Source organism: Novosphingopyxis iocasae (genome assembly GCF_014334095.1).
Lineage (GTDB): Bacteria > Pseudomonadota > Alphaproteobacteria > Sphingomonadales > Sphingomonadaceae > Novosphingopyxis > Novosphingopyxis iocasae.
Map to the genome: position 1 here is coordinate 3,124,057 of NZ_CP060495.1, position 17,786 is coordinate 3,141,842.

General features: G+C 64.2%; 20 protein-coding genes. 4 read left to right on the top strand and 16 right to left on the bottom strand.

Translation table 11 applies throughout. The features are described from left to right. Nucleotides 1-9: 9 nt before the first annotated feature. The 13 genes from traW to H7X45_RS14920 all read right to left on the bottom strand — a co-directional run bounded on the left by traW (nucleotide 10) and on the right by H7X45_RS14920 (nucleotide 10,111). The gene (gene traW, locus H7X45_RS14860) at nucleotides 10-648 is read right to left on the bottom strand and encodes a type-F conjugative transfer system protein TraW (RefSeq protein WP_187335516.1); all 639 of its coding nucleotides are present in this window, start codon (nucleotides 646-648) and stop codon (nucleotides 10-12) included. Further along, nucleotides 645-1,166, bottom strand: coding sequence for a S26 family signal peptidase (locus H7X45_RS14865; RefSeq protein ID WP_187335517.1), 522 nt, complete (start codon nucleotides 1,164-1,166; stop codon nucleotides 645-647). The genes traW and H7X45_RS14865 overlap by 4 nt, the downstream gene beginning before the upstream one ends. Next, complete coding sequence (locus H7X45_RS14870; protein ID WP_246449491.1) at nucleotides 1,163-1,549, bottom strand: type-F conjugative transfer system protein TrbI; 387 nt, start codon at nucleotides 1,547-1,549, stop codon at nucleotides 1,163-1,165. Before H7X45_RS14870 ends, H7X45_RS14865 begins: the two co-directional genes overlap by 4 nt. Next, the gene (locus tag H7X45_RS14875) at nucleotides 1,542-1,922 is read right to left on the bottom strand and encodes a hypothetical protein (protein WP_187335518.1); all 381 of its coding nucleotides are present in this window, start codon (nucleotides 1,920-1,922) and stop codon (nucleotides 1,542-1,544) included. Before H7X45_RS14875 ends, H7X45_RS14870 begins: the two co-directional genes overlap by 8 nt. Then, the gene (gene traC / locus H7X45_RS14880; RefSeq protein WP_187335519.1) at nucleotides 1,919-4,462 is read right to left on the bottom strand and encodes a type IV secretion system protein TraC; all 2,544 of its coding nucleotides are present in this window, start codon (nucleotides 4,460-4,462) and stop codon (nucleotides 1,919-1,921) included. Before traC ends, H7X45_RS14875 begins: the two co-directional genes overlap by 4 nt. After that, complete coding sequence (locus H7X45_RS14885; protein ID WP_187335520.1) at nucleotides 4,459-5,031, bottom strand: hypothetical protein; 573 nt, start codon at nucleotides 5,029-5,031, stop codon at nucleotides 4,459-4,461. The genes traC and H7X45_RS14885 overlap by 4 nt, the downstream gene beginning before the upstream one ends. Beyond that, nucleotides 5,028-5,900 (bottom strand): DsbC family protein, encoded by an 873-nt coding sequence (locus H7X45_RS14890; RefSeq protein ID WP_187335521.1) that lies wholly within the window; start codon nucleotides 5,898-5,900, stop codon nucleotides 5,028-5,030. Before H7X45_RS14890 ends, H7X45_RS14885 begins: the two co-directional genes overlap by 4 nt. Continuing rightward, on the bottom strand, nucleotides 5,897-7,213 hold the full coding sequence (locus tag H7X45_RS14895) for a TraB/VirB10 family protein (RefSeq protein WP_187335522.1): 1,317 nt from the start codon (nucleotides 7,211-7,213) through the stop codon (nucleotides 5,897-5,899). Before H7X45_RS14895 ends, H7X45_RS14890 begins: the two co-directional genes overlap by 4 nt. Further along, nucleotides 7,213-8,028 (bottom strand): type-F conjugative transfer system secretin TraK, encoded by an 816-nt coding sequence (locus H7X45_RS14900; protein ID WP_187335523.1) that lies wholly within the window; start codon nucleotides 8,026-8,028, stop codon nucleotides 7,213-7,215. Before H7X45_RS14900 ends, H7X45_RS14895 begins: the two co-directional genes overlap by 1 nt. Continuing rightward, nucleotides 8,025-8,594 carry a type IV conjugative transfer system protein TraE gene (locus H7X45_RS14905; protein WP_187335524.1) on the bottom strand — a complete coding sequence of 190 codons (570 nt, stop codon included), beginning with the start codon at nucleotides 8,592-8,594 and terminating at the stop codon, nucleotides 8,025-8,027. The genes H7X45_RS14900 and H7X45_RS14905 overlap by 4 nt, the downstream gene beginning before the upstream one ends. A gap of 12 nt (nucleotides 8,595-8,606) precedes the next feature. Further along, on the bottom strand, nucleotides 8,607-8,894 hold the full coding sequence (traL, locus tag H7X45_RS14910) for a type IV conjugative transfer system protein TraL (RefSeq protein WP_006834208.1): 288 nt from the start codon (nucleotides 8,892-8,894) through the stop codon (nucleotides 8,607-8,609). A gap of 34 nt (nucleotides 8,895-8,928) precedes the next feature. Continuing rightward, the gene (locus H7X45_RS14915) at nucleotides 8,929-9,261 is read right to left on the bottom strand and encodes a hypothetical protein (protein WP_187335525.1); all 333 of its coding nucleotides are present in this window, start codon (nucleotides 9,259-9,261) and stop codon (nucleotides 8,929-8,931) included. 325 nt (nucleotides 9,262-9,586) lie between these two features. Beyond that, nucleotides 9,587-10,111 carry a hypothetical protein gene (locus H7X45_RS14920; RefSeq protein WP_187337199.1) on the bottom strand — a complete coding sequence of 175 codons (525 nt, stop codon included), beginning with the start codon at nucleotides 10,109-10,111 and terminating at the stop codon, nucleotides 9,587-9,589. A gap of 1 nt (nucleotide 10,112) precedes the next feature. On the opposite strand from H7X45_RS14920, the gene H7X45_RS14925 reads away from it, so the two are divergent. After that, the gene (locus H7X45_RS14925) at nucleotides 10,113-10,298 is read left to right on the top strand and encodes an AlpA family phage regulatory protein (protein ID WP_246449492.1); all 186 of its coding nucleotides are present in this window, start codon (nucleotides 10,113-10,115) and stop codon (nucleotides 10,296-10,298) included. 146 nt (nucleotides 10,299-10,444) lie between these two features. Here H7X45_RS14925 and H7X45_RS14930 read toward each other — a convergent pair whose 3' ends face one another. The 3 genes from H7X45_RS14930 to H7X45_RS14940 are packed head-to-tail and all read right to left on the bottom strand — an operon-like array spanning nucleotide 10,445 to nucleotide 14,675. Then, nucleotides 10,445-11,932 carry an efflux transporter outer membrane subunit gene (locus H7X45_RS14930; RefSeq protein ID WP_246449923.1) on the bottom strand — a complete coding sequence of 496 codons (1,488 nt, stop codon included), beginning with the start codon at nucleotides 11,930-11,932 and terminating at the stop codon, nucleotides 10,445-10,447. Between the two features lie 37 nt (nucleotides 11,933-11,969). Next, nucleotides 11,970-13,523: a DHA2 family efflux MFS transporter permease subunit gene (locus H7X45_RS14935; RefSeq protein WP_187335526.1), complete on the bottom strand. Its 1,554-nt coding sequence runs from the start codon at nucleotides 13,521-13,523 to the stop codon at nucleotides 11,970-11,972. Between the two features lie 3 nt (nucleotides 13,524-13,526). Beyond that, nucleotides 13,527-14,675 (bottom strand): HlyD family secretion protein, encoded by a 1,149-nt coding sequence (locus tag H7X45_RS14940; protein WP_187335527.1) that lies wholly within the window; start codon nucleotides 14,673-14,675, stop codon nucleotides 13,527-13,529. An 87-nt stretch (nucleotides 14,676-14,762) separates the two neighbouring features. Here H7X45_RS14940 and H7X45_RS14945 point away from each other — a divergent pair, with 87 nt between their 5' ends. Genes H7X45_RS14945 through H7X45_RS14955 form a run of 3 tightly spaced genes read left to right on the top strand, consistent with a single transcriptional unit; the run spans nucleotide 14,763 to nucleotide 17,700 of the window. Further along, complete coding sequence (locus H7X45_RS14945; RefSeq protein WP_187335528.1) at nucleotides 14,763-15,233, top strand: MarR family winged helix-turn-helix transcriptional regulator; 471 nt, start codon at nucleotides 14,763-14,765, stop codon at nucleotides 15,231-15,233. Continuing rightward, nucleotides 15,146-16,828 (top strand): ABC1 kinase family protein, encoded by a 1,683-nt coding sequence (locus tag H7X45_RS14950; protein ID WP_246449494.1) that lies wholly within the window; start codon nucleotides 15,146-15,148, stop codon nucleotides 16,826-16,828. The genes H7X45_RS14945 and H7X45_RS14950 overlap by 88 nt, the downstream gene beginning before the upstream one ends. Beyond that, complete coding sequence (locus tag H7X45_RS14955; protein WP_187335529.1) at nucleotides 16,825-17,700, top strand: alpha/beta fold hydrolase; 876 nt, start codon at nucleotides 16,825-16,827, stop codon at nucleotides 17,698-17,700. The genes H7X45_RS14950 and H7X45_RS14955 overlap by 4 nt, the downstream gene beginning before the upstream one ends. Nucleotides 17,701-17,786 lie beyond the last annotated feature (86 nt).

Here is a 17,786-nt window from a genome sequence, read left to right on the forward strand (position 1 = left end):
TTAAGTGCGTCATTGGGCTGTCCTCCTTTTCGGTGGCAGCGCGATTTCGCTGACCTCGAGCAGGCGGCCCTGCTGGCGCACGCGTGCGGGCACCGACCTGATCCCGAACCTCTCCGTGAGCTTGCCGCCCTGGTCGAAATAGAAGCGGCGCTGGCGGGCCTTCATCAGCTCGAGCGGCGCGCCCTTCACCAGGATCAGCTTGGCATCGGCGCCCTGCTTGAGCGCCCAGGCGAGCTGGTCGGGATCGTCGCCGTCGAGGAACAGGAGATCGGCGCGAAGGCCGACGCTGTCGAGCGGATTGACTTTCGTGCCAGCGGCATGGATCAGCTCGCCTTTTGCCCCGCGGATATCGGCAGCGAGCGTAATCGTCGGATCGAAGTGCCAGCGCCGCGCTTCGCTGGCCCGGACGATCCCGGCGACGGGGTCGGGCCGGTTGACCCGCGCGATCGTGCGGCGCTTCAGGTCTTCATTGAGCCGCGCGGTCTCGCCCGAACGTTCCATTTGCGTCAGGCGCGAATGAATCTGTTCGAGGAGGTCGCGCTCGATGACGGGAAACACCGTGCCGCGCTGGCCATAGTCGCGCGCCAGCACCTCGGCAGGGCAGAGCAGGACTGCAATTAGCGCTGCGGGGAGGATGAGCTTGCTCACAGGATCGCCCTCCCGCTGCCGAGGATCTGGCCGCGGCAGACGAAACCGATCTCGGCGTAGCGGCTGTCGAGGCCGCGGGGATGGCTGGTCCCGGTGTAGAAGCAGCCGTCAGGGATCGGGCCTTCGGGGCCTTTGTGTAGCGCAATGCCGAGACGGGTCTCATCGAGCCGCGCGGCGATCTTGCGACCGTTGATGAAGACCTCGTGGCCACGGTGGCTCACGACATCGCCCGGCACGCCGAGCACCCGCTTGCCGAAGAGCTGCGCGCCTTTTCCGAAATGCACTTCAACGAGCCTGCTTGCCGGCGGCTCGAAGAAGATCAGGCTGCCGCGCTCGATCCGCGCGTGCTTGTCGAGCCAGAAAGCCCAGTTGGGCAGGCTCGGGCTGGAATTGATGAGGAAGGCATGGTCTTTCGCGAAGGCGTCGACCGCGCCCCATCCGAGGGGCAGCAGCACCAGTCCGGTCAGGACCAACGGCCGTTTGATCGTGCGGACAAGACGAGAGGCAAAGTGCGTCACTGACCGCCTCCCTGCTCAAGCTGGCGGGCGATCCGTGCGCGCAGTTCATCGGTAGCATCGGGGGCATCGCCCGCGAGCACCGCTTCGCCGACCAGCACCACGCGGCCACCGGTCCCCATTTCTGCAACGGCGCGCTCGGACGCCTGGAGGAAGGCAAGCACGCGCGCCTGGCTTGCTTCGGGATCCTGTGCCCCGCGCGCTTCGGCATCGACGAAACCCGCGATGGTCTCGGCAAGCCGGACAGTGACGATCTGCTGGCGCGGTTCGGACAGTTCGCGGCTGACCCAGGCTGCCCAGAGCAGCGTGGCCACGAGCGCGAGCACGCCAAGAATTCTCAGCAACAGCGGGCGATTGAAAGATTGTAATGTGCGCGTGTCAGTCACGGTTTGCCTCCCGGGCCGGACGGTTGTAGAGATCGGCCGCAAGCCGCCTCAGGAAGCGGGGCATGCGAAACAGCGTCACAGCGCCAGCGAGGACGAGGAAGCAGCCCTTGAGGTCCTGGCTGAACAGGCTGCGGCGCAGGCCGTCGGCTTCGAGATATCGGTCCGACAGATTGGCGAGCTGGGTGAAGAGGCCGCCAAGGTCCCAGCCCGCAACGAACAGGAACAGTGCGAGCGGCAATCCCAGCACGATCAGCAGCGAGGTCGCGGCAAAGCGCACAGTTTCGATGAGGACGAAGCAGCTCCCTTGCAGGAACGGCAGCAGACTGCGGAGGTTGGCCGGAGGGGTCCGGTCGGCAAGATGCGAGACCATCATTGTCCGCCTCCCGCCACGATGCGGATGGCATCGGCGAGGCTGTGCCCGCGCCGCTCGCAGTCCTGGATCGCGGCATAGGTGTCGGGATCGGAGGAGTAGATTGTCGCCGAGAAGGGATCGAGCACGAGCCGGCCGACCGCCTCGGTCTCGGGACCCTTGATGAAGACCTCGCTGTACTCGGTCCCCGAACGCTTGAGGCTGCGGATCAGCGTCTCGGTGCGATCGTCCATGTCGAGCCGCGCGTTCGCCCTGAAATCGGCGATCGTCTCGGCCTTCTGTTGAAGCACCAGCATCCAGTCGCTGTTCTCGAGCGCAGCCCGCGCGCCATCGGACTTGTAATAGTCATTGAGGGACTGGGTAGCGGTCGCGAGCGCACCGCCGTACTTGCGGGCAGTGCGGGCATAGGTCTCGACGAACTCGCCCATCGACCCGCCCTTGAGCATGGCCCAGGCCTCGTCGATCAGCAGCAGCTTCTTGGTCGCTCGCGATGAGCGCGTCATCGCCTGGCTGGTCATGAACATGATCGCCGAAAGCACGACACTGCGCAGTTCCTCGCGGGACGCGAGATCGCTCATCTCGAAGACGGTGAAATCATCGTCGAGCGCGAAGCTCGCCTTGCCTGCAAAGAACCCGCCGTAGCTACCACCGCGGCAGAAGGGCGTGATCGCGGTGGCGAGATCGCGGCCCGCCTCGCTCTCCGAGCCATGGAGTGCATGCGCGACATCGTCGACCGATGCGCCGCTTCCGAGGGCCTCCCAGGTCGCTGTTACGGCCCGGTCGATAAGCCCGCGCTCCGTGTCGCTCGGCGCGGTGCCGGGACGGGCCATCTGGCCAACGATCGCCTTGATCATGGCAAAGCAGTCGAGGCGGTAATCCTCGTCTTCGTGCGCGCGGGCATCGTCGACCATCGAGAAGGGGTTGAGCGAGAAGCCCGAGGCGAGCGTAAACTCGACGAAGCGTCCGCCCTGCAGTTTGACCGAATGCTCGAAGCTGCGCCCGTCGTCGATCACCACGACCTTGGCGCCCGCGCCGCGCAAGGCGGCGCAAAGTTCCTGCAGCAGCACCGACTTGCCCGAACCCGACTTGCCGCAGATCGCGATATTGTGGTTGCCAGCAGTGTTTTCGAATGGCGACCACCAGAAGGGCTGGCCGCGGCGGCCAACGAGCAGAAGGTGCGGGACTACGCCGCCGAGATATTCCCCCTGCATCGGCGCGATATGCGCCGCCGTCGTCGAGAGCATGGTCTTGAGGCGCTTTAGCCGCGCCATGTCGTCGGCGAGGCCATCGGCAAGGCTCAGGGGAAAGGCAGCGACGAGGCCCTGCAGCTGGAGGAAGCGCTCGTCGGCAAGGTCCCAGCCCGCTGCCTTGTAGATCGCCTTGATGATGCGTTCGTGTGCGTCGCCCTGGCCGAGCGGCGAGATACTGGTGAGCCCGTAGAACAGCTTGACTAGCTTCTTGCCGGCCTGGAGTTCGGCCTGGACGTGGCGCCATTCGGCCGACTGTTCGGCGAGCTTGGGCAAGAAACGCGCGCTCTTGGTCTGGCTGAGGCTGGTGGTGCGCATGAACTTGAAGCCCGCGCGCGCCGAGGCAGCTTCCTGGTCGGGGTAAACGAGGCAAAGCATTGTTGCCGTCGGACAGGGGAAGCGCAGCTTGTCGGTGAACATGTCGCCGATGAGCCGCGCGCATTCCCAAGGTGCCCAGCGCTCAGGGGTAGAGCGCACGGCATAGTGCCGCACGTCGAAATGGTCGGGATAGCATTCGCCGACTTCGGGATTGCCCTCTTCGTCGCGGCCCGTCTCGCGGAAGCGCTCGGTCCTGAGGATCAGGCGATCGTCGCTGACCTCGAGCTCGATGTCGCGGCGGATGGCCTGGACATCGAGCGTATCGTGCGGGTTCCACGCATGGATGTCGTTCTCGTGCGCGGTGGTCGGCGAGGTGAGTTCGTCGATCAGCGCCAGCAGCCCGCCCGGACGCAGCTCTTGCGCGTCGAGGCCGAGCGAATGGAGCATGCCCATCAGCCCTTCGCGGCATTCGGAGAGTTCTGCATCGGTTACGCTGCCGGGCACGGGCACGCCAAGCGAGACGATCAGCCGGACGTTGCGGGCATGGAAGGGCGCATGCGCCGAGCCCGAATTCCAGACGAGATCGTAAAGGCGCTTGGTGCGCGCCCTGGCGATCGCCTCGTAGATGCCGCCCTGCTCATAGCGCGGAGCGAACCAGGGGCCGACCACACTACCGATCCGCGGAGATGCGAAGTTCAGGACCTGGAGGCAGGCGCCCTGCGGCAGGCCTTCGGAAAAGAACTGACCGAGGATCTCGCCGGTCCGTTCGTCGGCCCCGATCAGCGGGGTGACTTCGAGCACGAAGCCTTTGGAGCGGGCGTTGCGATAGAGCTTCGCCCCCTCGTCATAGACCCGGTAGGGCAGCCAGTCCGAGAGCATGTCGAGCCCGAAATGCGCTCGGGGCTTCTCGGGGCGTGCCGTGTCGGCAAATAGGCCCCGCGAGAGTGCGTCGCGCGCGGCAGCAAGGGATAGCGTCACCGGCTCTCTCCTTCGGTCATGTCAGGGTGGGGGACCGGCTCGCGGGGAGGGGAAAACGAGCCAGGTCCCCCGGGTTCCGGCGCGTCAGCGCCGGGAATCGCCGGAACGGGCTGCGAGGGGATAAACAGCTGTTCCGGCAATGTGTCTGTTGGTTGGAAATCGGGTGCGGGGTTGCCCTCGCGCGTCGCGGCAATGGTCGATGCCAGCGAGCGCAGGACTTCGCGGCGGCCCTGCGGGGCGCGCCAGCCTGCTCCTGCCTGTTCGTGCAGCGTCAGGTGAACGACGCGCGCCTCATGGTCGCGGCCTGCCGCGTCACGGTAGGAGGTCAGCACGACCTGCAGGCGGCGAACCGCTTCTCCGGTCAGGGTCACCGTCCGATGCGCGTCAGACGTGTCAAACTTTTCGATGCCGGTCGCCCCGGCATCGATCGCGGAGGTCGGCGCGCAGGTCCCTTCGGGAGCGCGGCAGGCAAAGCTGCCTTTGACGTTACCGCCAAGGCTGGCGCATCCACTGGCGAAGAGGAGCGGCGCAGCGAGCACCACGGCGCGAAGGATCGGAAGCCGGCTCATTGCGCCTCTCCCTTCCCTTCGGCGACGAAGCGGCGGATCGCCGCGGCATCGCGGTAGCCATGAAGCACCGCCCCATCGCGGGCGCGCACGATGACCGGCGTTCCGGCAAACCCATTGGCCTTTGCGAAGGCTTCGTTGGCATCGAGTGCCTTGGCGTCCTTGCAGGTCTTGCCGGTCGCCGGAGCCTGGCCGGCGTAGGCCGCATGCAGCGCCTTTGCCGGATCCTTGGCACACAGCACGGCCTCGGAAATCTTGCGGCTTGCCGCGCCGAAGATCGAGATCGGTCGCTCTTCGACATGGACCTTGGCCTTGGCGAGTTCGGCGGTCAGGCGCTGGCAATACCCGCACTGGAAATCCGAGAAGACGACTAGGCGTTCGCCTTTGGGGTTGCCCCAGTGGATTGCGCCCGCAGCCGGAAGCGAGGATAGGTCGACATGGCTGGCGGCCGCCTCGACAGGCGCTTCGTCGCGTCCCGCCGGCGCGTCGCTGGCTACGCGCGCCGCACCCGCCGCGAGCAGGTCAGGATTGAGTTCGAGCAGGCGGGCGGCGGTGACGTCGCGCCGCTCTTCCATGTCGTAGAGACGGCCCACGAAGAGATAGCGGGCGGTCTCGTCGATGTAGAACAGCGTGTCGCCCGAGACGACTTCGCACCAGGGGCCAAGCGTGTCGCAGCTGATCGCATCGATCGGGGTCTTGGGCAGCCGCAGCTTCAGTGCCTGCGCGACATCGCTGGCCATGCCGGCAGCGCTCGCAGGCATAGCGGTGACGGCAGAGACTCCGAGCGTCAGCACGGCGGCGGCGCTCGAAAGGGCAAGGGCAAGGTGGGCGGCGCGGGCCTTCAGGCCCGGCCGGTGCTCATTGTAGTTCATTTGGAAGGGCTCCTGACGTGGACGCCGTCGAGAAAGACGATCTCGACCTCGATGCCGGTCGGCATCTCGACGACGGGTTGGTATTGTTCGGCGCGTTCGATGAGGTATCGGCTGACGGTGTCTGCAGCCTCGCCGGCACCCTGGCCGAAGCCACCGGCGAGAATGTCGGTCGGCGACAGCGCTTCGCGCTGACCGTTGGCGCCGACCTGGCCGGTGAAGATGCCGTTGGCGTTGGCGGAGAATCCGCGCCCGAAGCCGCCAACGATCCCGGCCAGCAGCGCCTGGCTGACAAGGCTGCCTTCGCGGCTGACCACGCGGCCGCGCACGCCCGACTTTCCGGCAAAGGAAATGAACCCCTTGACCTCGCTGACCGCGAAGCGCCCACCGGGCTGCGCGCAGGTCATGCGCACCAGCTTGACGTAGACCTTCTCGGCCGAGAGATCGCCGCGCGCTGCGCCATTGACGAGGCAGCCGGTAATGTCGGTGGTGAGCAGCTTGTTGCCGCGCATGACCGAGCGGGCCGGTCCGGTGATCCGGAGCACCACGGGAAGCGGATCGCTCTGGCTGGCAACGCCGGTGGAGGCGTCGACACCCACGATGACCGTTGCCGGTGCGTAGCTGTTGGGCGGCAGGTAATCGCGGCTCGCTTCGAGCAGCAGCGCAGGCGCAGTCTCAGCCGCACGCGGCTTGCCGTCCTTGCCCGTCTCCGCGCTGAAACTCATCAGGCTGAGCTGACCGCCCTGCGATTCCGGTGCTCCTTGCGGTGGCTGGACAGCCCCACCCGTTCCCACGCCGGGACCATAGGCCGGTGGTGGTGGCAGCGGCGGCGCGGTTGCAGGCACCTTCGCGGCTTCTCTGAGCTGTGAACGCAGATTGGCATTCTCGGCCGAGATCGCGTCGATCGCTGCCTGGCCGTCTGAGCGCATCTGGGCGTTCTCGCTGCGCAGGGCTTCGAGTTCTTGTTCGATCTCGGGGCGTGGAAGCTGGGCCTGCTGCAGATCCTTGATCGCACGACCCTGTGCATCGAGCCGGTTACCGTAACTCGCGACGAACTCGCGCTGCGAGAGGTTGCGATTGACGAGGCCGCCGGTGTCGATCGTCGCCGCACCATTGGCATCACTGCCGCCCTCGTCGTCATCGCCGCCGAAGATGAACATCCCGCCGCCGATGAGCGCGATGGCCCCGATCCCGGCGAGCAGCATCTTCTGGCGCTGCGCGATCTGCGAATTTAGGTTGCGCCGTCCGCTCTCGCGCGCTTCCGGCGAGCCCGGCAGCGGCTTCTTTTCGGCGTCTTTCTGTGTTGCCTCGGCCATCAGTCGAGCCCTCCCTTGGCAAAGACAAGGAAGGCACTGGTCGCTTCACCGGGAGCGAGTGCATCGCGGCCATAGGCGAAGGCGAGCGCGCCTGCTGGCCCCTCGCGCTCGGAGCCAAGCGCAAGGCTTTCCTGGCTGAGGTTGCGTACGAGGAAGCGCTGTCCGGTGAGTTCATCGCCCTGGTATTCGGCGACCAGCTGGACCTCGATCCCGCCGGTGCGGCGCGGAGCAGACAGTTCAGCACGAGCGGTGAACCCGGGCAGGACTGCATCGCTCGCCATCGCCTCGATCAGGCGGATCGCAGCGTCCTCGGGTCCGGTCTCGGTTTCCCATTCGGTAGCCGCGGCTTTAGCCAGCGCCGGATTGGTAATGAAGAGCTGGGTCGCTTCCTCACCGCCGAGGCGGCAGGCGAACTTGTAGACATAGCCCGCCTTACTGGTCGCAAAGAAACTGACCCGGGCAGCGGCAAATAGCGGGGGCACGGAGATATAGATGTCTCCGCGTACCGGCTCGTTTGTCACCTGGAAGTCGTTGTAGGGAAAGCCGCTCGCGATCTTCGAGACATTGGCAAAGCCATCATCGATGAGCGCGATCCGGGTGAGTTCGCCGCGGGCGAGTTCGCAGTCGATGGTCGCGTTGTCGGCCGCTTCGACGAACTGGTCGGCATACGCCGGGACCGGCGCGAGCGCGAAGGCAAGCACGGCGAGGCCGGTCAGCTTGAGTCCGGGATCGGGGCGCCTTGTCGCGCCGATCGCGAAACAGGCAAGGCCGGTTCCGGCAAGCGCAGCAGCGAGGGGAGATGGGAGAAGGCTCATTGGCCGGGTTCCTCCTTGTCGGTGGGAAGTTGTTCGAAGCCGGCGAGCGCGACGCTGAGACCACGCTTCGACCAGCGGAAACGGAAGGAGCGGCGCTGGCTCGCGATCACCTGCGCGCCGACGAAGGTCTTGAGCGTGCCGGTGACGGTCGAGGTCAGGGCCTTGGGATCGACATGCATTTCCGCGATCACGAAGGCCTGGCTGATGTCCGAGCCGCGCTGTTCCTCGACAATTCTGACGAGCTCGGCCTTGAGGCGGCCGTGCGCGGCGGGATCGGCGAGCTTCAGAATGTTCGCCATCCAGTAGTCGAGGCTTTCGGGCGCCCGGTTGAGGAGCATCAGCGCCGTGTCGCGGGTGACGAGCTCGAGATAGGGGGCGTCGATCCCGCCGCTCGAGACGGTGATGCGCTCGGCGGTGATCGGCACCAGCACAACCTGCTCGTCGCGAGTGACCGCGGCGCCGAGGCTGACCAGCGTGGTGAGGCCCAGGACACCTGCCAGCACGGCAAAGCGGTTGCGTTGCCGGAGATAGGCCTGCGCCTGTTCGTGCGCGAATTCTGCTCGCATGGGTCGCCTCCCTCAGCCCGCCAACAGGCGGCAGTGGGAGGGCGGCGTGGCTTTCAGCCCGAGAAAGCTCCCGGGCAGGTACCAGTACGCAGCATGCACCAGTGCCGAACCGGCGCCGCGTGCCTTTGCCTTCCGCAAGGCAAGCCAGGCCCCGGCGGCCAGGCCGATACCGATAAAGATATGCTGCGAGAGGATGCCCCAGGCGAAGGGAATGAGAATCCCTGCAAACTCGTCGATGGTCCAGAAGCCGATGAGCTCCGGGTCGTCGAGCCGCCGTGGAACGAGGTACCTGTCAGCCATGATGCCGCCCTCCTGTCGTGACCGGATCCGCTGATCAGATGACCGCGGTCACGACCGAGGTGACGATCGGAACGCCGGTGCCGACACCGATCCCGACGCCGACCGGCACGGCGACCTGGCCGAGCGAGAAGCGTCCGGAGGCGAGACCGATCAGACCGCCTGCAAGGCTGAGCACGGTGATGATCTTGCCGCCCGAGCCTTCGAGGAAGTCGGTGAACTTGGTGAGCGCGGGATCAAAGGTGGTGTCGGCGCCGGCGAAGGCGGCACCGGCGCAGGCCAGCGCCACGCAGGCAGGAAGAATGTAGTCGCGGCCACGGGCCCGATTGGGCGTGCGCTGCTGGGCCGGAAGGGCAGTCTTGGTGGTCATGGATGGAAACTCCGAGGGATTGAACATCAGCCAGCGATGCGTTCGCTGTATGTTCTTTCCTCTCCCCGGAGCCGGGCTGTAGGAAATCGGGAATTGGATTTTGGGGCTACCGACCAAGCGAAATGCGACATCGGAAGGTGTGATGGACGGGATCCGCGCAGGCTGATCGCGGAGCAGCGCCGACTGTGCCGGCTTCTGCGCGAAGCGAGCCTCGATACGCGCGCCGGCGGCCGGAATTCGCGCGAATCGTCGAAGGAAGGTGATTCGTTCCTTCTTCTATGTTCTCTTAATGTTCTTTTCGTTTTCCTACAGGCTTCCTTAGCGGTTAGCCGGTGAGTCGATCACTTCTAGAGATAAGGATTCGTCGATGACCAACATGGCGCTCTTTGCCGAACAACAGGTTCGCGCGGACCTCGCCCGGCTTCTTCTGGCCGCTGTCGAAGCCAGCGGCCGTGCCCGCTGCGATATCGCGCGTGACGCGCAGATCCATAAGGATGCCCTGCGCCGCGTCCTTGCCGGCGAACGCTCGGCCAGCCTCGGCGAAACCTTGCGCATTCTCGCCGCAAGCGGCGTCGCGCCGCACGCGCACTTGCTCCTGTTTCTGGTCAGTAGCGGCGATCACGCAATCGCGTGGCTGCAATCTGACCTCGCGCAATTCTTCGAGGACTTTTCCGGTGAGCTGCCCTCGGCTCTCGAGCGTGTCCTGGGTAACCAGGTCCACGACGTGAAGCCGCGTTGGGCCAAGGGCACCGCGCATCGTGTCGCCCGCCTGCTTTCCGATCACATCGATGAGCTCGAACGCAAGGATGCGCTGCTTGGCGATGTCTTTGCCGGTGTCGAAGGAGGCCATCGTGGGTGAGGAGATCGACAAGGGAGCGACCGAAACCCGCCGGGTCACCCGTCTCATTCGTCTGCCCGAAGTACAGCACCGTGTCGGCCTCGGCCGTTCGACGATCTATCGCTGGATGAGCGAGGGTAAGTTTCCAAAGCCGGTGCAGTTGGGTGGCTATGCGGTCGCATGGGGGGGGAAGACATAATTGCTTGGGTCGAGAGCCAACTCAAGAGGTAGACAGATAGCAGTCGTTACGATCGGATGAATGCGCCATCACCACCAGCATAACTATTCGCCGCAGCTAGGCTTGGAAACCGCGCGCCCGAGATCTACCAAAGCAAACCGACGAACTCAATTTGAGTTCGATCGCCCAGCCCTATCTCGATCGACTGTGGCCGACTCAACCACCGTGGTCTGGCCTGCAGGCAAATTGGCCCATCCCAGTCCCAAGGACTTCTGGATCGCGATCCAGCCATTTGTCATGGCGGCGATCGCCCGATCGAGATTTGCTCTGGCCTGTTCGCGCTGGCGGATCGAAGTGTTGAGCTCGCCCTGCGAGATTACCCCCGCTGCGCGGCGTTGCTCGTTAAGCTCCGCAGCCGTGTCGGCCTGTCGACTGATTTGCGCCAGCGCGGCTACGTTGGCTCGTTGCTGCCCGAACCGGGCAAGCGATTGTTCGGCATCGCGCAGTGCGCCGAGGACCACTTCAACATAGCGTGCTTCGGCCTCGTCGCGCGCACTCTCGGCCTGATCGATCGATGCTGCCGTGCGGCCGAAATCAAGCAGGTTCCACTGTAGCCTCGGCAAGGCGATCGCTGACAGATTGCCGAGATCAAAGATGTCATCCGGCTGCGATCCGCCCAAACCGAGTATGCCCATGAATGAAAGCTTGGGGAAGCGAGCGGCCTCCGCCACTCCGATGCGCGCATTCGCCGCCGCGAGCGTTCGTTCCGCGGCACGAACATCCGGCCGCCGCGCTATCAGCGCGGCGGGATCACCCACCGCGACCCGTTCGGGGGGAAGCGGAATTTCGGCCTGAGCCGTCAGGAGCCCGTCGAGTGCTCCGGGCGCTTCGCCCGTAAGCACCGCGAGCGTGTCCTTGAACACATCGATGTCCGCTTGCGCTTCCGCGATCTGCGAGTTGAGCAATTCGAGCTCGGCGTTCGCGTTGCCGACCGGGAATAGCGCGAGAGCGCCCTGCGTATAGCGCTGATAGGTCAATTCGAGAGTTTGCTGCTGCAACTCACGCTCGCGCTGGACGAGCTCGAGCCGCCCCTGCGCTTCCCGCAGGCTCACATAAGCCCGCGCGACTTCAGCGGCGAGCTGAACTTTCGAATCCTCGGCGTTCGCCACCGAGGCCGCAGCCTGAGCGTTGACCATTTCGACACGCCGTGCCTGCCCCCCTGCGAAATCGATCTCCCAGTTTGCATTGAGCCCGACGTTGTAAACGCTGAGGCTGTCCTGCTCTTCGGTGTCTGCAGGAGCGCCGGGCGATCCCGCGGGCGGGCCGCTGCCGATATCCAGACCTGGAATCTTCGCCTGGATCGCAGTCGCCTGCGCAGCCACGGCGGGCAGCCGGTTGGCGCGCTCCTGGCGGACAGAAGCCCTTGCCTGTTCGATGCGAGCGCGCGCCGCGGCCACGCCCGGATTGCCGGCCAGCGCGCGTGCTTCCAGATCATTGAGGACCGGATCGCCGAGCAGCGTCCACCAGTCGCCGGCAATCGGCGCTGACGGATCGATTTCGGGGCCGGCCCGTGCGAACGCGTCGCTTGCGGCGGTCGCAAGTTGCGGGGGACCGGCATAGTCGGGACCGGACATGCAACCCGTGAGGAGCGCCATGGGAGCGAGGAGAGTTAGGGTCTTGCGCATAGAGTTCTCAGTGCATCGAAAGGGATACGTTCTTCGGGAGAGGCTTGAGGAACAGTACCAGCGGCACCGTGGCCAGGGTAATCGCGCCCATGGCGAAAAACACATCGTTGTAGGTCATTACGAACGCATCGCGCTGAATGATGCCGGAAAGCATCTCCAGCGCGGCCTGTGGGCTGCCCAGCGACGCCGTCATGCCGTCCAGGTATTCCTGTAGCCGGGGGCTGTTGGCGTTGAGGGTTTCTTCCATGCGCCGACTATGATGCCACAGGCGCTGATCCTGGAACGAGGCAAGCCCCGCGAGCGCGAACGAACCGCCGAGGTTTCGCGCAGCGTTGAAAATCCCGGAAGCATCGCCGGCATCCTCCTTGGCAACCGAAGCTACCGTCGCCTGATTGAGGAACATCATCGTGAGGATCATGCCGATGCCTCGCAGGAATTGGCTTTCGGTGAACACTCCACCTCCCGATGCCGCTGTCAGATTGATGCTGACGAAGCAGCTTAGCGCCATGATGAACATGCCCACGCCGACCGCAATCCGGATGTGAATCTTTCGTATCATGAAGGGCAGCACAGGCATCAGCAGGAAGGCCGGAACACCCATCCAGAAGATTACGAACCCAGTCTGCAAGGCATTGTAGTCGGAGATTATCGCAAGAAATTGCGGGATCACGTAGGTCGAGCCATACATGACCATGCCGAGTGCCAGCGCCATGACCACGACGCTGGCAAACTGCCTGCTGAGCATCAGGCGCAATTTGAGCACTGGCTTGCGTGCATACAGCTGTCCGTAAGTCAGAAGCGCGAAGCCGACGATCGTCATCAACGTGAGCTGCACGATCAGTGTGGATTCGAACCATTCCTCACGGTGACCTTCTTCCAGAACGACGGTCAGCCCGCCAAGGCCAAGGATCATACCCACGATGCCTGCCCAATCCGCCTCGCGCAGGTAGACCCAGTCAGGTTTTTCGTGGGGCAGCCCGATGAAGAGCAGAGCCAGGAGCAAGGCGCAGACGGGCACGTTGACGAAGAAAGCGTAGTGCCAGCTCAGGTTCTCCGTAAGCCAGCCCCCGACGAGCGGCCCCATGACCGGACCAAGGACCACCGTCATCCCGAACAGCGCCATTCCGATGGGTTGCTGCGATGGAGGCAGCCGCTTCGCCACGATGGTCATGGCGGTGGGAATCAGCGCGCCTCCCATGAATCCTTGACCGGTGCGGCCGATGATCATGGTCGTCAAATCGGTGGCAATGCCGCACAACACCGAAAAGGCCGTAAAGGCGGAAACGGCGACGATGAGCAGAGTTCGAAGGCCGAGCAGTCTTTCCAGCCATGCACTCAGAGGGATGATGATGATTTCGGCTACAAGGAAAGCTGTCGCAATCCACGTGCCCTCGGTTCCGGTCGCGCCGATTTCTCCCTGTATCGTCGGCAGCGCGGAATTGACGATCGAGATGTCGAGCGTTGCCAGCATCGCGCCGAGTGCACCGGCGGCTACGGCGATCCAGGCCGTGGCATCGGCCTTCTCGACCGGCGGAGCAACCGCAGCAGAGGCACCGGCCATCGGTCAGTCTCTGGCCGCGTTGCGGATCGAATCGAGTTCGTCTCTGGCGCCGCGGGTATCAACGCTGGCGACAACGGACATGCCCGGCACCAGCAGACGCAGGACTTCGGAAGAAGCCTGAATGGATATGCGGACCGGGACGCGCTGAACGATCTTGGTGAAATTGCCCGTCGCGTTTTGCGGAGGCAGGATCGAGAATTCCGCCCCGGTCCCGGGGGCGATGCTTTCCACTCTCCCCGATAACTCGAGATCGGGCAGCGCGTCGATTTCCAGGGTGACGGGTTGCCCGGGGCGGACGAGGCCGAGCTGCGTTTCCTTAAAATTCGCCGTCACATAAAGACGGTCGGTGGGAACCACGCTCATCAGGCGCTGGCCGGGCTGGACAAATTGTCCGGGCCGGACCGTGAGGTCACCCACCCGCCCGGAAATGCTCGCCCTGAGCGTGGTCGACGACAGGTTCAGGCGGGCCGCCTCAAGCTGCGCACGAGCTGCGTTGGCTTGCGAATTGGCTTGGTCTATCTGTTCGCCCAGCGTGCCTTGCCGCCGCTGTGCAGCCGTGAGCGCGGCGCGCGCCGCCGCGACCTGGGCTTGCGCTTCTCTGGCCTGGGCCTGCAGCTGGTCGAGCCTTTCGCGCGGCTCCGCTCCGGAAGCGGCAAGGGGGCGATAACGCGCAACCTGCTCCGCAGCCAGACCGGCCTGCGCAGATGCCGCGGCAAGTTGGGCACGGGCCTGCTCGATAGCCGCATCCTGCTCTCGCTGTTGTGCGCGAACCGTATCAGCTCCGGCGAGCGACGCCGCGATCTGGGCTTCGACCTGGCTGGTCTGGGCGCGATAATCCCGCACGTCCAGCTGCACAAGTGCATCGCCCGACGCAACCGTTTGATTCTCAGTCACCAGTACGCGCTCGACATAGCCGGCAATTTTGGGGGAGATGATGACGCTGTCGGCGGCGATATAAGCGTTGTCGGTGGACTGCTGGAATCGGCCGTACGTCTGATGATTGTAATACCAGTAGCCCCCGGCGAGCAGGACCAGAATGACGGCGATCAGCAGACCAAGCCGGACCCGCGGACTGGACAACCCCTTCGGACGTTCGCCTTGATCGCTATCGCCTGCTGTCTCGTCCGCCATGGTAATTTCGCTCCTCGCCATCGTTTGGCCCGTTGCACGAGCGATATAGCGGTCAAAATAAAATACGAAAGTCCTTTACTATTTTTTCCTGATCGATAGGACCCACTCATGACGGAAGACGAGGACACTCTCGCACTCGACAATGTCATCATCTACGATGATCGAGCGATCTTCATGATGGACGAGATCAGTCGCGCCGCGCGCAAGGCATTCGATGACCGGGCACAGCCGCTTGGCCTCAATCGTACGCAGTGGCGTGTGCTGGCGCAGCTCATCAAAGATCCTGCCCTGAACCAGACCGACATCGCCAGGCGTCTCGAACTCGAATCCGCCACCATTGGCTTGGCGGTCACCGCCTTGACCCAGAAAGGCTTTATCGAGCGCCGCCGTGACCCGGCGGACGGGCGGTCTTGGAGTCTCGGCCTGACGAGACGGGTTGAGGAAATACTCCCTGACCTCAGACGGGCCGCAGACGCGACCCACCTGCGAATATGGAGCGGAATGACGCCGCAACAGAAGAGTACTTTGCATTCGCTTTTGGAGATGGTCAGCGAAAACGTACGGCGGGATGCTCTCTGATGGCAGACATGCCGCCTTCGCGCATGAGTGACCGGAAGCGGCTTGCGCAGGTCATAGCAATTCTCGGCCGTCACGGGCTGGGCGGCATCGTGTCCGCGTTGGGATCCGGCCGATCTCAAACCAATGCACATCCGACGCGCCCGGAAGCCCTGGTCGAGGCACTGCGCGAACTGGGACCAGTCGCGACCAAGCTTGGCCAGATCCTCGCGATGCGAAGCGATCTCTTGGGGCCGGATTGGACGGCAGCGCTATCGCAGCTGCACGATCGCGTTCCGGGTGTACCGTTCGAGCGTGTCGAGGCTCCGCTCACCCATGCTCTCGGGGAAGACTCCGGCCAGTATTTTCGTGAGCTGGATCGGGAGCCGATCGCGGCGGGCTCTATAGCGCAGGTGCACGCAGGAATACGGAGCGACGGCGTACCGGTCATCGTCAAGATCCGGCGACCGGGAATCGAAAGTGTCGTGGATGCCGACATGCGTTTACTGCGGCGCATTGCCCGATTGGCACAACGCGCCAGTCCCCTTGTCGAAAGACAGAGGCCCGATGAGCTGTTGCGGTTCTTCGCCGAAAGCCTCGATCGTGAGATGGATCTGGGCGCTGAAGCACGCGCGAGTGCGGAGATCGGCAGCTATCTTGCACGGTTCGGGATCGAGACAGCCCACTTCGACAACGAGGTGAGCGGGCGCAGTCTCAATGTCCAGGAGCGGGTCGACGCGATCCCGGCGACCGACTTGGCCACACTGAGGGACGCCGGCGTGGATTTTACGTCCGTCGCGCGCGGCTATTCACGCGCGGTGCTGAGCATGATAATCTTCAACGGTCGCTTCCACGCCGATCCGCATCCGGGCAATGTGCTGATCCGCCCCGACGGGACCTTGGTGTTCATCGACTTTGGCGCGGTAGGCACTCTGCTGCCAGAGCGGCGGGACGAACTGGTGCGCCTGTCACTGGCGATCGCCGGAGAAGATATCGACGATCTGGTCGATGTTCTCCTTCAGTGGGCAGGCAATCCGGCGGTCGATCGTGAGGCGCTGAAGGCATCGCTTAATCAATTGGTCGGCAAGTTTCGCAACACGCTTCTCGACCAGATCGACCTGTCTGGCATTTTCGCCGATGTATTCGATCTTCTGCGGACTTACCAACTGGCCCTACCCGGCGACCTCGCCTTGATGCTGCGCACGCTGCTCACCGCCGAGGGGTTCGTACGCCGTCTTGACCCGCGCTTCGACATAACGTCCGAACTTGCTCCGATCGGCAAACAACTGCTGATGGAGCGCGCCAGCCTGGCAAACCTGCGCGGAAATGCCCGGCGGACAGCATCGACGCTGATACGCGCGCTTCTCGGCACCCCGGAGATCGTCGAGAACCTGGCGTCGATCGCTCGCCGCGGACAGCTGCCGATCCGGTTGGATCCTCAGGATCTTGCGCGACTGGAAAGGCCGTCAGGTGCGGCGCCCATGCGTTCCAGCGACCTGATTGCGGCAGCGCTCATCGTATCGGCAGCTATCCTGGCAGACCTATCGATAATTGCAGCCATTGGCTGTGCCTTGGCGGCGCTGACATTCTTTTTTCTTGCCCGGAGGCCGCGCTCGTGAACGAGGATCGCCTGTTGCTTCCTGGTGCCGACGGCCTGACGCTTGTCGCAAGTACATTCGGACCGGCTGACGGTTTCCCTGTGCTTCTGGCTCATGGAGGCGGACAGACACGGCGCGCCTGGAGAAAGGTCGGCACTCGCCTGGGCCGGGCCGGATACCGAGCGATTGCCCTCGATCTCAGAGGGCATGGCGAAAGTCCATGGTCCCCGACCGGCGCTTATGATGTGCACGATTTCGGCCGGGATCTCGTTGCAGTTGCGCAGAGTTTCGAGCGCAATCCGGCGCTGATCGGTGCGTCGCTGGGAGGATTGGCGGGCCTTGTGGCCGAGGGCACGATCGCGCCCGGCACGTTCGCCTCGCTAACCCTCGTAGACATTACGCCGCAAATGGAAGCGAACGGGGTCGCGCGGGTCCTCGGCTTCATGGCGCAGCACGCCCGAGAAGGGTTCGAATCGCCCGAGCACGCTTCCGCTTCAATCGCAGCATATCTGCCGCACCGCGAGAGACGGCAAAGTTCCTCGGGATTGAAGAGTTACCTTCGAAAGGCACGGGACGGGCGGTATTATTGGCACTGGGATCCGGCATTCGTCGAGAACGTTACGCGCCGACGCACCATTACCGACGACGTTTCCGCCGGGTCGACCGAGCTTGTTCAGGCTGCGTCGGCGCTGTCGCTCCCGGTCCATCTCGTGCGCGGTGGATCTAGCGACCTTGTTTCTCCCGAAGGCGCCGCTGAATTCCGGAAACTGGTTCCCCATGCAAAATTCAGCGATATCGCTGGTGCGTCGCATATGGTCGCGGGCGACGAGAACGATGCGTTCGGCGACGCAGTACAGCGTTTCCTGGTCGAAACTCACCCTGTAAAACTGTGACCCTAATGATTGCGCCACAAGGCCAACCTCGGTCAGGTACTGTGGCGGACACCCTAGGAGCACGCGGGGCGCGAACTTTCAATGTT